11 protein-coding genes are annotated in these 13,971 nt (G+C 74.0%); 3 read left to right on the top strand and 8 right to left on the bottom strand.

Annotated features, from left to right (window positions below; genetic code table 11):
• Window positions 1-4: 4 nt before the first annotated feature.
• From C5N14_RS05670 to C5N14_RS05645, 6 genes are all read right to left on the bottom strand, one after another.
• Window positions 5-1,972, bottom strand: coding sequence for a DUF2075 domain-containing protein (locus tag C5N14_RS05670; RefSeq protein WP_117666158.1), 1,968 nt, complete (start codon window positions 1,970-1,972; stop codon window positions 5-7).
• Between the two features lie 110 nt (window positions 1,973-2,082).
• Entirely contained in the window at window positions 2,083-3,987 is a 1,905-nt protein-coding gene (locus tag C5N14_RS05665; RefSeq protein WP_117666156.1) for a DUF2075 domain-containing protein, read from the bottom strand.
• A 113-nt stretch (window positions 3,988-4,100) separates the two neighbouring features.
• On the bottom strand, window positions 4,101-4,478 hold the full coding sequence (locus C5N14_RS05660) for a nucleotide pyrophosphohydrolase (protein ID WP_117666154.1): 378 nt from the start codon (window positions 4,476-4,478) through the stop codon (window positions 4,101-4,103).
• A 158-nt stretch (window positions 4,479-4,636) separates the two neighbouring features.
• Window positions 4,637-6,304 (bottom strand): SulP family inorganic anion transporter, encoded by a 1,668-nt coding sequence (locus C5N14_RS05655; protein WP_117666152.1) that lies wholly within the window; start codon window positions 6,302-6,304, stop codon window positions 4,637-4,639.
• Window positions 6,301-6,696, bottom strand: a complete 396-nt coding sequence (locus C5N14_RS05650) for a helix-turn-helix transcriptional regulator (RefSeq protein WP_243639207.1) — start codon at window positions 6,694-6,696, stop codon at window positions 6,301-6,303. Before C5N14_RS05650 ends, C5N14_RS05655 begins: the two co-directional genes overlap by 4 nt.
• Before the next feature lie 260 nt (window positions 6,697-6,956).
• Window positions 6,957-7,163 carry a hypothetical protein gene (locus C5N14_RS05645; RefSeq protein WP_117666148.1) on the bottom strand — a complete coding sequence of 69 codons (207 nt, stop codon included), beginning with the start codon at window positions 7,161-7,163 and terminating at the stop codon, window positions 6,957-6,959.
• Between the two features lie 39 nt (window positions 7,164-7,202).
• Between C5N14_RS05645 and C5N14_RS05640 the strand changes: the two genes are divergently transcribed.
• A complete protein-coding gene (locus C5N14_RS05640; protein WP_117666146.1) occupies window positions 7,203-8,222 on the top strand; it encodes a LacI family DNA-binding transcriptional regulator in 1,020 nt (339 codons plus the stop codon).
• 28 nt (window positions 8,223-8,250) lie between these two features.
• On the opposite strand, the gene C5N14_RS05635 is transcribed toward C5N14_RS05640, so the two are convergent.
• The gene (locus C5N14_RS05635) at window positions 8,251-10,869 is read right to left on the bottom strand and encodes a putative bifunctional diguanylate cyclase/phosphodiesterase (protein WP_371685798.1); all 2,619 of its coding nucleotides are present in this window, start codon (window positions 10,867-10,869) and stop codon (window positions 8,251-8,253) included.
• A gap of 285 nt (window positions 10,870-11,154) precedes the next feature.
• Between C5N14_RS05635 and C5N14_RS05630 the strand changes: the two genes are divergently transcribed.
• Complete coding sequence (locus C5N14_RS05630; protein ID WP_117666144.1) at window positions 11,155-11,532, top strand: PH domain-containing protein; 378 nt, start codon at window positions 11,155-11,157, stop codon at window positions 11,530-11,532.
• A gap of 94 nt (window positions 11,533-11,626) precedes the next feature.
• On the opposite strand, the gene C5N14_RS05625 is transcribed toward C5N14_RS05630, so the two are convergent.
• Complete coding sequence (locus C5N14_RS05625; RefSeq protein WP_117666925.1) at window positions 11,627-12,553, bottom strand: 2-hydroxyacid dehydrogenase; 927 nt, start codon at window positions 12,551-12,553, stop codon at window positions 11,627-11,629.
• A 190-nt stretch (window positions 12,554-12,743) separates the two neighbouring features.
• On the opposite strand from C5N14_RS05625, the gene C5N14_RS05620 reads away from it, so the two are divergent.
• Window positions 12,744-13,919, top strand: a complete 1,176-nt coding sequence (locus tag C5N14_RS05620; protein WP_117666142.1) for a sorbosone dehydrogenase family protein — start codon at window positions 12,744-12,746, stop codon at window positions 13,917-13,919.
• Window positions 13,920-13,971 lie beyond the last annotated feature (52 nt).

Below are 13,971 nucleotides of genomic sequence, written 5' to 3'. Positions count from 1 at the left end.
CCTGTCAGCTCTTCCGTCGGGAATCTGACAGTCCCTGCTGAGTGGTGTTTCCTTCCACCCGTTCGCCGACCCGCCGCACGCCCGGCGCAACCGCCGGGCCACGACGACGGGGGCGAGGAATCAGCCCCGACAGGAAGTCCTGCGTCTCCGGATCGACCGAGTAGAGAAGGGTGCCGAACAATCCCCGGGTGAGCAGCACCTTGTACGCGTTGCGGATCAACCTGTCCGGATTCTTCGTCTTGACTCTTCCGTCCTGGGAAACCAGCTTGGGATCACGCAGCTCGCCGGGCCGGGTAACGAAACGGCCGCCCCGTACCACCAGGTCGGGTCCCAAAATCACTCCCGACCAGTGGTACTCGAAGCCCTGAGCGGTGTAGATGCAGCCGATCTGGTGGAAGCCGCCGGGATCCGTCGCCCAGTAGGAACTCGACGGGATACCGGGCGGCGGGGACTCCTCGTAGGCGTTCCACGGGCGCGCCCACCCGTGGATGCGGACGTCCGGCGCCAGCCGTCCGCCGCGAGACTTCGTCGTCCACGGCCAGCAGAAGCCCGCCGAGATCCTGGCCGTCTCGCCCTGGTCGTTGCGGTGCCGAAGGACCGTTTCCATCTCCTCGGGCGAGTCGGCCAGCGCCAGCCGGAAGTTCTCGTCCCCGGTCCACCGGTACGGGTCCGCGTTCTCCAGCCCCAGCAGACAGCGCACCCACCGCTCGTACCGAGGGCTGCCGCCACACCGGAACTGCGCGCCCAGGGCGACCTCGTCCACCTCCAGGTCCAGACGCTGTGCCGCCTCCCTGATGGCGGCGATGCTGCCCACCTCGTCCGGCCGCACGACCTGGTGGTCGTCGAGGAGGAAGACCGGCACCTTCGCCGCGTCGATCAGCTCCTGCACCTGCGGTCGGTCGGCCCGCCACGACCCACGTGCGCTGCGCTCCCGGATTCGGTGCGACTCGTCGCAGATCAGCACGTCGAGCCCGTCCTTCCGGCTGGAGGTGAAGTTCATGAAGTACTTGAACAGCCGATCGGATCGTTGCGACGGGTGCAGCGGCTGCTCGCGGGCGTAGAGCTGCAGGGTCCGGGTGAACGCCTTCGAGCCGGTGGCGTGATTGACCTGTCGCCCCTCCCGCAGCAGGTCGACGAAGAGGTCGAGCGCGATGGCACTCTTGCCGGTGCCTGGCCCACCGGACACCACCACGACTCGTTTGCGTCGGCCCGCGTCGGCCCACCGAACCGCCCGCATGACCAGCTCGTATGCCTCACGCTGCTCGTCGAGCAGGACGAAATGCCCCCGGCTGCCCACCTCGTCGGCCGCGATCGCCAGCAGCCGCGCGCTCTGCCGCACCGGACTGGTCAACAACCGGTGCGCGGCACGCCCGTCCCGGACCTTGGAGAACCTTGCCGCCAGGTAACCGGGGAAGCGGTCGGCTCGGTCCGGCGTGTAGAGCATGTTGCGGTAGCTCCGGGGCGACGGCCGATCGGGGACGCTTTCGACAGTCGCGTTGTGCAGGTACGCCATGCCATGCACCGTTTCCGGCCATTCACGCAGCCGCTCAAGGTGGTCCACCAGATAGGAGCAGTACGCCTCGACCTGCACCGACGGGTGCAGCAGCGGCCTCGGCGTCCACGGTGCCCGCAGGAGGCAACCGGCCTCGTCGTACCGCTCCGCCGCACTCCACTGCTTCAGCTCGACGACCAGGTACGCCGGGCGCGAGTGCAGCGGTTCGGCACCGGCCAGGATGACGTCGATCCGTTGGCTGCTGCGGGGAAGCTGGTACTCCACCAGCGCGTCGAGGTCACCGAACCCCAGTTCGCAGAGGTGCCGGGCGAGCGCCGGCAGGCTCCTGCGCCACGACTCCCGCTCGGGCTCCCCAACCGAGTACCCGGTGGCTACCAGGTGCGCGGAGACCTCATCGACCAGTCGCCCCGCCTCGGCCAGCTCCAAGATGCGGGTGGGTGTGGTCTGGTACGCCGACACTGACGGGCCCCCAAAACACGAGAATCTCGTGCGGTGGGGGCATGTCCCTCACAGGAAGCCCGTCGTTCCGCTCAACCGACCGTCACCCTAGCCACACGCTTTGGCTGCCGCTACCCGGCCATCTTCTCGAACCGGACCTCCGGCGGGTGCTCGACCCGCACCAGGCCGTGCAGGTACTCGCGGGTCTCCGCGTCCGTCGCGTACAGCACCGTGCCGCGCATCCCCCGGGTGAGCAGCACCTTGTACGTGTTGCGGATGAGGCGATCCGCCTCCTCGTCGCTGACCGATTTCTTGCTACGGAACGCCGGGTCCTTCGACTCCTCGCGGCGCGTCACCAGCCGCCCGTCCCGGGCCACCAGGTCCGGGCCGATGATCACCCCGGACCAGTCGTACTCGAAGCCCTGCGCGGTGTAGACGCAGCCGACCTGCCCGAATCCGTTCGGATCGGTGGCCCAGTAGGCGCTTCCGGGTGCGTCGCCGACGCTACGGTCGCTCTTGACGTTCCACGGTCGGGCCCAGTCGCCGACCGTCACGTCCGGCACGAGCGTGCCGTCCGGCCTCGGGTCGCTCCACGGCCAGCAGTACCCGGCCGACATCCTGGCCGTCCCGCTGCTTCCCTGCCGTCGGGCCAGGTGGTCCTCCAGTTCCTGGGGCGACTCGGCGATCCGTACGTCGAACCGGCCGTCGCCCGCCCAGACGGACGGCTCGCCGCCGTCGAGGCCGAGCAGGGCCAGGACCCACTGCTCGTACGCCTCGCTGCCGCCGCAGCGGAACTGGTCGTGCAACGAGACGACATCGACCTCCAGGCCCAGCTTCTCGGCGAACGCCGAGATGACCTCGACATTGCCCAGTTCACCGGGCTTGACCACCTGGTGCTCGTCGAGGAGGAAGACCGGCACCCGGGCGGCGGAGAGGAGTTCCTCCAGTTGCGGACGGGCGATGTCTCGGCGGGCCTTGGTCGTGTAACGGTTCACCGAGGTCTCCCGCACCCGGTGCGCCTCGTCGCAGACCAGCACCTCGATGTCGTTGGTGCCGGCGTCCATGAAGCTGTTGAAGTACTTGAACAGGCTCTGCAGGCGGGTGGATCCCCGGCCGGCGTAGCGGCGCAGGGTCTGGGTGAAGGACCGGGAGCCGGTGGCGTGCAGCACGGACCGGTTCTGTCGCGCCAACTCGCCGAGGACCGAAAGGGCGATGACACTCTTGCCACTGCCCGGCCCGCCGGCCACCACCACGGCCCGCTTGTGGTTCGCCGTCCGGGCCCGTTCGACCGCGTGCATGACCAGCTCGTACGCGACGTGCTGCTCGTCGAGCAGGGTGAAGTGCGAGCTTTCCTTCAGCTCGGCCGCCGCGTACGCCAGCAGGTGCCGGCTGGGACGCACAGTGCTGGTCAGGAACCGGTCGGCTGCGTCCGCTCCCGAACTGGCGGCGAACCGGCTGCGAAGATGGTCGAGCCACTGGCCCCGGCGTTGCCCGGTGAAGATCCGGCTCTGCTCGGTGGCCGGCCGGTCGAGCAGGTCGACGACATCCCGGTCCACGGCGTTGTGCAGGTACGCGGCACCGCTCAACCGCTTCTGCTCCCGGCCGAGGATCCCCAGGAAGTCGCTGAGATAACGGCAGTAGTCAGCCACTTGGACACCGGGGTGCAGCCGTGGCCCACGGACCTGTTCGACGGCCACCAGGGTGTCGGATTCCTCGTAGGCCGTGGCGTAGCTCCACTGCTTGAGTTCGACCACGAGGTACGAGTCGTCCCCGGTCCGGGGGTCGAGGCCCGCCAGTACCGCGTCGACGCGGCGGCTCGTCAACGGGAGCTGGTACTCGACCAGCACCTCGACCTGGGACAGGCCGGCGTCGACGAGATCCTGTGCGAGCACCGGCAGGCTGCGCGACCAGGCCCGCTTCTCGGCGGGAGCCACTCCGTGGCCGTTGTGCCGGGCCCGCTCGGCCAGCACCTCGACCAGGGTGCCGTCGGTGGCGAGTCGCAACAGGCCAGCAGCGGACGTACGGTACGCCGACATCAGGGAAGCGCCTCCGGGCAGCACGAAGCGTTCGCGCGGGGGGCATGTCCGTATCAGAAGCCCGTCAGACCGCTTTTCTACCCGAATACCCTATCCAGAAGATCGATCCGCGGCTACGGCCGCGCCGCCTTGGCGGCCGAACCGCGCACCCGGTCCGCCGGATACCGCCGGGCCACCTCCGCCAGCTTGTCTTCCGCCGCCCGGACCAGGTCGATCCCGAGCACGTCGGCCAGCCGGGGCAGGTAGATCATGACGTCGCCGATCTCAGCGCGCACCCGGCCACCCAGCTCCGGATCGGACATCAGCCGGATCGACTCCTCCGGCGTCAGCCACTGCAACTCCGCCAGCAGTTCCCCGACCTCGCCGGCCAACGCCATCGCCAGGTTCTTCGGCGTATGGAACTGCTGCCACTCCCGGTCCTGGGCGAACCTCCGTAGCTGGTCGGCAAGCTCCGCCACGGTCTCCAGGTTGCGGTCGTCACTCCGGCTCATGTACGTCTCGGCTCGTTTCGATGGGTAGGTCGGTGCCACCGCAGATCCTGACACGGCCTGACGCCGCCTTGGCCCATCAGGCGTGAATCCTGGTAGGGATCCGCCCCTGGAGGGGCAGATCCCTACCAGGATCTTGAAGCGCGGGCCGGTCCAGAGGGTCAGTGGGCGTCGGCCAGGGCCAGATCGCGGGCGTGGGCGATGGCCGCCGGCGTGTCCGGGAAGACCAGGCCGTCGCGGCGCAACTCCTCGGCCACGCCCAGCACGCTGAGCACCTGGTCGTGCCCCGGCGTCACGCCGGAGAGCAGCACCACGATCCCCCGCCCCCGCAGCCGCCGGATCGCGTCGCCGAGCACCTGCGCGCCGGTGGCGTCCATGGTGGACACCCGGGACATCCGCAGGATGACCACCCGGACATCGGCGACGTCGGAGAGCTGGAGCAGGAAGTTGTGCGCGGCGGCGAAGAAGAGCGGCCCGTCCAGCCGGTACGCCACGATGTGCGCGTCGAGCAGGGCGTGCTCCTCGGCGCTGTGCTCACCCCGGTCGAGGGGCACCTGCTCCAGCTTGGCGCTGCGGGCCACCGCGCGCAGCGCGATCACGATCGCCACGGCGATGCCGACGGCCACGGCGGTCACCAGGTCCCAGATCACCGTGACGGCGAAGGTGAGCACGAGCACCAGCGCGTCGCCCCGGGTGGCGCGCGCGAGGGCCCAGAGGGAGCCGGCCTCCACCATCCGTACGGTGGTGGCGAGCAGCACCCCGGCGAGCGCGGCGAGCGGGATCCGGCCGACCAGCGGCGCGGCGGCGAGCACGATCGCCGCGAGCGCGGCGGCGTGGGTCAGCGCGGCCAGCATCGACGACGCCCCGGCGCGCACGTTCACGGCCGTACGGGCGATGGCGGCGGTGGCCGGGATGCCGCCGAACAGCGGCGAGGCGAGGTTGGCCAGGCCCTGACCGAACAGCTCCTTGTCCGGGTCGTGCCGCTCGCCCACGGTCATCCCGTCGGCGACGGTGGCCGACAGCAGGCTCTCCAGTGCCGCGAGGGCGGCCACCGCGAGCGCGGACGGCAGCAGCACGCCGACCGCGCCGAGGTCGAGGAAGCCCAGCGACGGCGCGGGCAGCCCCTGCGGCAGCGCGCCGATGCGGACCAGGTCCACCGGGGCGGTCTCGGCGAGGATCGTCGCGGCGGCCACGCCGAGCAGCGAGAACGGCAGGCCGGGCCGCCAGCGGGCGCCGAGCAGCATCAGCGCTGCGACGCCGAGGGCCACCGCGAGGGCGGCCGGCCGGGGGTGTACGACGAACCGGGCGACCGCGTCGGCGGCCACCGCCCACACCCGGTCGCCGTGGGCGTCGGTCACGCCGAGCGCGGCGGGCACCTGTTGCAGTGCGATGACCACGGCGATGCCGGCGGTGAAGCCCTCGATGACGGGGGTGGGCAGGTAGCGGACGTACCGGCCGAGGCGGGCCAGCGCCAAGGCGATCAGCACCAGGCCGGCCATCGCGCCCACCATCAGCACCCCGGTCGGGCCGAACTGCTGCACCACCGGGACCAGCACCACGGTCATCGCCCCGGTGGGGCCGGAGACCTGGAGGTTGGATCCGCCGAAGACGGCCGCCACCGCGCCGGCGACCACGGCGGTGACCAGCCCGGCCTGCGCGCCCAGGCCGGAAGTGACGCCGAAGGCGAGGGCCAGCGGCAGCGCCACGATCGCGACGGTCAGCCCGGCGAGCAGGTCCCGGCGGGGCGAGCGGCGTACCGCCTGCCAGTCGGCGCGGCCGGGCAGCAGGCCGAGGACCCGGTCGCGGACGACGGCGGTCGCGGCGCTCACCGGCTCTGACCGGCCCGCGAGCCATCCAACCCGGTGCTCGTGGCGGCGTCGGGAGCGGGACCGGTGCCGCCAGCGCGCAGTTCGTCGAGCAGGGCGTCCCGGTCGGTGAGCACCGCGCCGAGGATCCGCCGGCCGGCGGCCAGCAGGTCGGCCACGTCGGGGGTGCTGAGCGAGTACATGACCAGGGGGCCGTCCCGGTACGAGGTGACCATGCCGGCGCGGCGCAGCACGGCGAGCTGCTGGGAGAGGTTGGACGCCTCGACGTCGATTGCCGCGAGCAGCTCACGGACCGGCTTCGGCCCGCCCTGGAGCAGTTCGAGCACCCGGATCCGCGCGGGGTGCCCGAGGGTGCGGAACAGCTCGGCCTTGGCCTGGTACAGCGGCACGGACACCCGTGACCCTCCCCAACTCGATGAGAACATGACGAATTTACCACTTGCGGAATTCTTCAAATGCTCATGTGAGCTGATCGACACGATTTGCGGGATGCTGCGGCGTCCCGGCGTCGGGTTACCGCAACATCCCGCACGTGGTGTGGATCAAGCAGCGGGGGCGAAGCGGGCCGCGTCGGCGACGACGTTGTCACGCCGCCGGCATGCACCACGTCGACCGAGGGTGGCGCCGCCGAGGCGTCGGGACGGGGCCGTCGGATTCAGTTGACCGTGCGCAGGATGGTGCGGGCGGTGACCCGTACCCGCCGGCCGCCGTCGACGCCCTCCACGGTCGCGTCGAACTCCGCCGCCGGCCAGTCGGCGTCGCGGTCCTCGGCGAAGAACCAGAACGCGCGGCTACAGCCAGGGCCGCCCGCCGGGTCGGTTGCAGTAGCGTGAGGGCCGCCGTCACCCCGGCGCTGGGACACCCGCCCCGGGCGGGCCGAGCAAGTGGAGGAGACACGCCGGTGAAGCGGCCGACCATCGCCGACGTCGCACGGCGGGCCGGGGTTTCCAAGGGCGCGGTCTCGTACGCGCTGAACGGACAGCCCGGCGTCTCCGAGGCGACCCGGCAGCGCATCCTGGCCATCGCCGCCGAGATCGGGTTCAGCCCGAGCAGCGCCGCGCGGGCGCTCTCCGGCGCCACCGCCGAGGCGGTCGGCCTGGCCCTGTGCCGCCCGGCCCGGACCCTCGGCATCGAGCCGTTCTTCATGGAGCTGATCAGTGGCGTCGAGGCCGAACTGTCGGACCGGTCGTACGCGCTGACCCTCCAGGTGGTCGCCGACCAGGACGCGGAGATCGCGGTCTACCGGCGCTGGTGGGCCGAGCGCCGGGTGGACGGGGTCTTCGTCTGCGACCTGCGCACCGACGACCGCCGGGTACCCGCGCTGGAGGAGCTGCAACTGCCGGCCGTGGTGATCGGCGGTCCCGGGCACACCGGCTCGTTGGCCAGCGTCTGGTCCGACGAGGCCGCGGCGCTGGCCGAGACGGTGGAGTACCTGGTCGCCCTGGGCCACCGCCGGATCGCCCGGGTCGGCGGCCTGCCCGCGCTGCTGCACACCGAGATCCGCAGCGACGCGTTCACCGAGGTGTGCGGGCGGCTCGGGCTCGACGAGTCGGTCACCGTCTGGTCGGACTACACCGGCGAGGAGGGAGCGCGGGCCACCCGACGGCTGCTCAGCTCACCGGGCCGCCCCACCGCCGTCATCTACGACAACGACGTGATGGCGATAGCCGGGCTGTCCGTGGCCCAGGAGATGGGTCTGCAGGTTCCCGGCGACCTGTCGATCGTCGCCTGGGACGACTCCCCGCTGTGCCAGCTCGTGCACCCGCCGCTGACCGCCCTCGGCCGGGACATCCCCGCGTACGGCGCGCACGCCGCCCGGCAGTTGCTCCGGGTGATCGCCGGCGAGCCGACCAGCGGGCTCCAGGACGAGACCGCGCACCTGACGCCCCGGGGCAGCACCGCCCCGCCCCGGGTCAGGTGAACCGGTTCAGCACCCCGCCCCCGGGACCTCACCTGGACGCGGACGGGAACTCCTCGAAGTACGCCTCCACCCGCTCGGCGGTCGCCGGCCGGGCGAGCGCGAAACCCTGCCCGTAGCGGCAGCCGGCCCGACCGGCGGCGGCCACCTGGGCCGGCGTCTCGAGCTGCGCGGCGACGATCTCCAGGCCCAGCCGATCGCCGAGGCTGACCACCACGTCGACCAGCGGGTGGTGCCCGCCGTCGGCCCCGTCGACCCGGTGCGGGGCCAGCTTGAGCAGGTCGATGGGGAGCCGGCGCAACTGGGCCAGCGAGGCGTGCGCGGCCCGGAAGTCGTCCAGCGCGGTGCGCACGCCGAGCGAGCGCAGCCCGGCCAGCCGGGCCACCACCGTCGGCAACTCCGCGCCGATGCGCGGCTCGGCCACCTCGACCACCAGCCGGTCCGGCGGCACCCCGTGGGTGGCCAGCACCGCCGCGGCGCGCTGGAGGAAGTCGGGCGCGGCCAGCTCCCGAGGGGTGACGTTCACCGACATCCAGAGCTGCCGGTCCGCCGACCAGTCGGCCAGTTGGCGGCAGGCCCGGTCCAGCACCCAGCGGCCCACCTCGCCGAGGAGGTCCAGGTCCTCGGCGACCGGGAGCAGCTCGGCCGGGAGCACGGTGCCCAGCACCGGGCTGCGCCAGCGCAGCAGCGCCTCGGTGCCCACCGGCAGCCGGTCGGCCAGCCCGAGCACCGGCTGGTAGACCAGGTCCAGCTCGCCCCGGGCCACCGCGCCGGGCAGCTCCCGCTCCAGGTCGAGCCGGCGGACGAGCTGCTCCTCCAGGTACGCGTCGTACCACTCGATCCGGTCCCGGCCGAGCTGGGCGGCCCGCCGGCGGGCCAGGTCCGCCTGGCGCAGCACGCCGTCGCCAGCCGCGCCGAAGATCTCGGCCAGGCCGATGCTGGCCTGCAACCGGACCTCGTCGCCCGCCACCCGGTACGGCTCGCCGAGCGCCTCCAGCAGCCGGGTGCCCAGCGCGTACGCCAGCACCGGGCCGGCGGTGGTGACCACGCCGAACTCGTCGCCGACCAGCCGGGCCACCAGGTCGTCCGGGCCGACCGCCGCGCGCAGCCGGCGGGCCACCTCCACCACGACCACGTCGCCGACCGCGTGGCCGCGACCGTCGTTGACCACCCCTAGGCCGTGCAGGTCCACCACCAGCAGCGCCCCGTTCCGCCGGGCGGCCAGCTCGCGCAGCAGCTCGCGCCGGTTGGCCAGCCCGGTGAGCTGGTCGGTCGCGGCGAGCTGGTGCACCGCGCGCTCCAGCCGACGGCGCTCGCCGACGTCACGCACGTGCAGCACCAGCGCCTGGACCTCGGGCGCCCCGCGCTGGTCGCTGATCGTGGACTCGGTCTCCTGCCACGCCCCGTGTCCGTCGCGCATCCGGGCGACCAGCAGCGTCGGCCGGGCACCGGCGCGCACCTCGTCGAGCAGCAGCGCGGCGCGCGGGGCGTCGGCGGGGTGCAGCAGGTCGGCGAAGGGCCGGCCGAGCACGTCGGCGTCGGTCAGCCCGAACAGCCGGGTCCCGGCCGGGGACTGCCAGCGCACCCGCAGCGCGTCGTCGAGCAGCAGGATCAGGTCGTTGCCGCCCGCGACCAGGGCCCGGAAGTGCGCCTCCTGGGCGGCGAGGCGGGCGGCGTACCGGCGGTTGTCGGTGGCGGTCATCAGCTCCCGGACCACCAGCGGCGGGATCACCGCCAGCCCGAGCAGGATCGCCCCCGGCGTGAAGTCGCCGTGCGCGTAGAGGTGCCCGCCGGCGGCCAGGGTGGCGATCGCGGCCGGCGCGCTGACCCGGGGCCAGACGGGCGGCGGGCCGCCCGGGCGGCGGGGGTCGCCGGCAGCCACCCGGCGGACCCCGGCGGCGGTGAGCAGCGCCCCGACCACCAGCGGCCCGACGGTGGTCAGCAGGGCCCGGTCCGGGGCCTCGTAGGCGAGCAGCACGATCAGCGCGAGCAGGCCGAACTGGGCCGCCCCGGCGCCGAGCAGGCAGATCGCCGCGCCCGGCCGGCGCTGCCAGTCGGCCAGCGCCGCGACACCGATCGCCGCGAGACCGAACCCGCCGGCCACCACCGCGACCCGGGCGGCCGGCGGGGTCTCCCCCGGCGGCAGCAGCACCCAGGCGGCGAAGATCAGGCTCAGGCCCAGGCTGACGATGTCGACGGCGCGGCGGACCCGGGCCCGGTTCGGCAGCCGGCTGCGGCCGGGCAGCAGGAGCAGCCCGCCGGTGTGCAGCAGGGCGGCGACCCCGAGGCCGGCCGCGCCGACGGCGACCCGCAGTCCGGCGCCGACGAGCGGGAGCACCGCGACGGTCAGCCCGACCGCGGCCACCGCCGCGTCGAGCAGCCCGGCGGCCGAGCGGCAGCGGGTGGCGCGGCGGCCGGCCCGGTCGGGGCCGCCGCCCGGTGGCCCGGCATGCCTGACGGGCACGGCCAGCAGGGACAGCCGGACGCCGGCCAGGACGCTGCCGGCGGCGCCGGCGAGCGCCACCGCGGCCAGCGGCGGGACCGCGCCGGCCAGGCCGGCGAGGACGAGCACCGCCGCCGTCGCCAGCGCCAGCAGGTCGGCGGGACGCGGGAGGCTGCGGGAGGCGCCGGAGGGATACGCGACGGACACGGCGATCGCCTTCGTGAGGGGGCACGGGCGGTGCGGTACGACGGTGCGGTACGACGGTGCGGTACGACGGTGCGGTTGCGGTCGACGGCGTCGCCCGGCGTGGCGTTCCGGGGCGGCGTGGGCGCGACGGGTTCGCCGGCCCAACATGAGGGAACGATCCATCGACACCGCAGGAAACGGCTACCAGGCCGCGAACATGAGTGATTCAAGTCACTATCATGGCGCCGGTCACCCGCGCCCCCGCCCGCCCGGGGCCCGGCCCAGCCCGGGTGGGATCATCGGGGGGTGAGCCGCGCCGAGACCGTCCGCTTCCGCCCCAACCAGGCGATCCTGGTCGCGGCGGTGATCGCCTTCATCGGGGCGCTGCCGCTGGCCAGCGCCGGGTGGTACTTCCTGCCGGTGCTGCTCGTCCCGCTCGCCGTCGCCGTCTGGGCCTGGCGCTCCGGCACCGAGGCGGACGCCCGGGAGCTGCGCCTGCGGGCGCTGGCCGGGCAGCGCCGGATCGGCTGGGAGCGGATCGTCGAGCTGACCGCCGATGCCCGGGGCCGGGCCGTCGCCCGGCTCGACGACGGCGAGTGGGTGGTCCTGCCCGCGGTACGCGGCACCGAACTGCCCCGGCTCGTCGCCGTCACGGGCCAGACCCTGCCCGGCCCGACCATCTGACCCCGACGGCCCGCCCGCCCGAGTCGACCACCTGACCCCGACCGCCCGACCCCACGCCGGCGGGCCGAGCGTCGGCCGGATTGGCCGGGGCGGCTCAGTAGCCGTCCGAGACCGTGTTGACCAGCGGCTGGCCAGCGACGAACCGCCGCACCTGCTCCCCCACCAGCCGGTACCCCCGGGGCAGCAGCCCGCGCACCGAGCCGGCGACGTGCGGGGTGAGCAGCACGTTGGGCAGTTCCCACAGCGGGTGGTCGGCGGGCAGCGGCTCGGGGTCGGTGACGTCCAGCGCGGCCCGCAGCCGGCCGGAGGCCAACTCCGCGACCAGCGCGTCCGTCCGGGCCACCGGGCCGCGCGCGGCGTTGACCAGCAGCGCGCCGTCGGGCATCGCGGCGAGGAACTCCTCGTCGACCAGGCCCCGGGTGGCCTCGGTCAGCGGCACCAGCAGCACCACCACGTCGGCCTCGGGCAGCAGCGCCGGCAGCTCGTCGACCCCGCGCACCCCCTCGGCGGGGCGGGCCGTCCGGGCGACCAGGGTGAAGGTCACCTCGAACGGCGTCAGCCGGGCGCGCACCGCCGCCCCGATCGAGCCCGCGCCGACGATCAGCACCCGCTTGCCGGCCAGCTCGTCGGTCGGGCAGACCCGGTCGTACGCCCACTCGCGGCGGGACTGGGCGACGGCGAAGGCGGGGAAGCCGCGCAGCTGGGAGAGGATCGCGCCGGCCACCCACTCGGCGGTGCCGGAGTCGTGCACTCCGCGCGCGTCGCAGAGCGCCACCCCGGCCGGGACCCGGCCGGCCCAGGCGTCGGCCCCGGCGGAGAGGAGCTGCACCACCCGCAGGTCGGGCAGCTCGCCGAGCAGGGCGGTGGCGTCCCCGCCGGACAGGAACGGGGGCACCCAGAACCGCACGTCGGCCGGGTCGGACGGGAGGCGGGACGGCGACTCGGCCACCTCGACGCTGACCCCGGGCGGCACGTCGCCGAGCAGGTCGCGGCCGACCGGGTGCGGAATCCATACCTTCACGCCCGACGACGATAGCCGCCCGGCGGCGCGGGCGCCCCGCCGGCGGGGGCCGAACCACCCGGTGCGGACCACCCGGCGCCGGCGGGCCGCCGGTCGGGGACGACCGGGCATCGACCCCCGGTGACGGCCCCGCCCGGACCGGCCCCGCGCGCGCCCGCCCGGGCCGGTCCGGGCGGCTAGGCTGGGCCGGGTGAACGCCCGTCCCCCGTACCCCCGGAAGAGTGCCGTGCGCGCGGTGGCCGCGGCGTCGTGCGCGGCGCTGCTGCTGGCCGCCGCCGGATGCAGCTTCGGCGAGCCGGACCCGGACCCTGCCGGCGAGCCGCCGAACCTGCCGACCCCGTCCGCGTCCGCCCCCGACGGCGGCGCCGGCCAGCAGGTGGTCGCCACCGTGCTGGCCAAGGGCCTGCGGGTGCCCTGGGGGATCGCGTTCCTGCCGGACGGCGGCGCGCTGGTCACCGAGCGGGACAGCGGCCGGATCCTCCGGGTCGGGCCCGGATCCGGGCGGGACGGGCTGACCGTCACCGCCGTGCAGACCGTGCCCGAGGTGGCGGCCGGCGGGGAGGGCGGCCTGCTCGGCATCGCCGTGTCGCCCCGCTACGCCACGGACCGGACGGTCTTCGTCTACCACACCGCCGAGCGGGACAACCGGATCGTCAGGCTGGAGCTGGGCGGCCGGCCGACGCCGGTCCTGACCGGCATCCCCCGGTCCGGCACCCACAACGGCGGCGGACTCGCCTTCGGCCCGGACGGCCACCTGTACGCCAGCACCGGCGACGCCGGCAACCGGGAGTCCGCGCAGGACCAGAAGAGCCTCGGCGGCAAGATCCTGCGGATCACCGCCGACGGCAAGCCGGCCCCGGGCAACCCGTACCCGGGGTCCCCGGTCTGGTCGCTGGGGCACCGCAACGTGCAGGGCCTCGCCTGGGACGCCGGCAAGCGGATGTACGCGGTCGAGTTCGGCCAGAACACCTGGGACGAGATCAACCTGATCACCAGGGGCGGCAACTACGGCTGGCCCCGGGTCGAGGGGAAGGCCGGCGACAAGCGGTACACCGACCCGCTGGTGCAGTGGAAGACCTCCGACGCGTCCTGCTCGGGCCTGGCGGCGACCGATCGGCTGCTGGTCACCTCCTGCCTGCGCGGGCAGCGGCTCTGGCTGGTCGAGCTGACCGACGCCGGCACCGTGCTCGGTCAGCCCCGGGAGATGTTCACCCGCAGGTATGGTCGGCTGCGGGCGGCGGTCGCCGCGCCCGACGGGTCGATCTGGGTCACCACCTCCAACCACGACGGGCGGGGCGAGCCGGCCCCCGAGGACGACCGCATCCTGCGGCTGGTCTTCTCCGACGGCGGCGCGGGGCGCAGCTAGCCCCGGCCGTAACACCCCGGTCCGCGCGGCGCGCGCTCCGGAATCCCAGGTT

It is taken from the genome of Micromonospora sp. MW-13, assembly GCF_003434305.1.
Classification (GTDB): Bacteria; Actinomycetota; Actinomycetes; order Mycobacteriales; family Micromonosporaceae; genus Micromonospora.
The sequence above is the reverse complement of the archived record's forward strand: the minus strand, read 5'-3'. Positions and strand labels throughout refer to the sequence as shown.

What these genes read in the sequence shown, in the direction of transcription:
- C5N14_RS05660 (WP_117666154.1), bottom strand. Translation starts at nt 4,478, where the DNA reads ATGAGCCGGAGTGACGACCGCAACCTGGAGACCGTGGCGGAGCTTGCC.
- C5N14_RS05665 (WP_117666156.1), bottom strand. Translation starts at nt 3,987, where the DNA reads ATGTCGGCGTACCGTACGTCCGCTGCTGGCCTGTTGCGACTCGCCACC.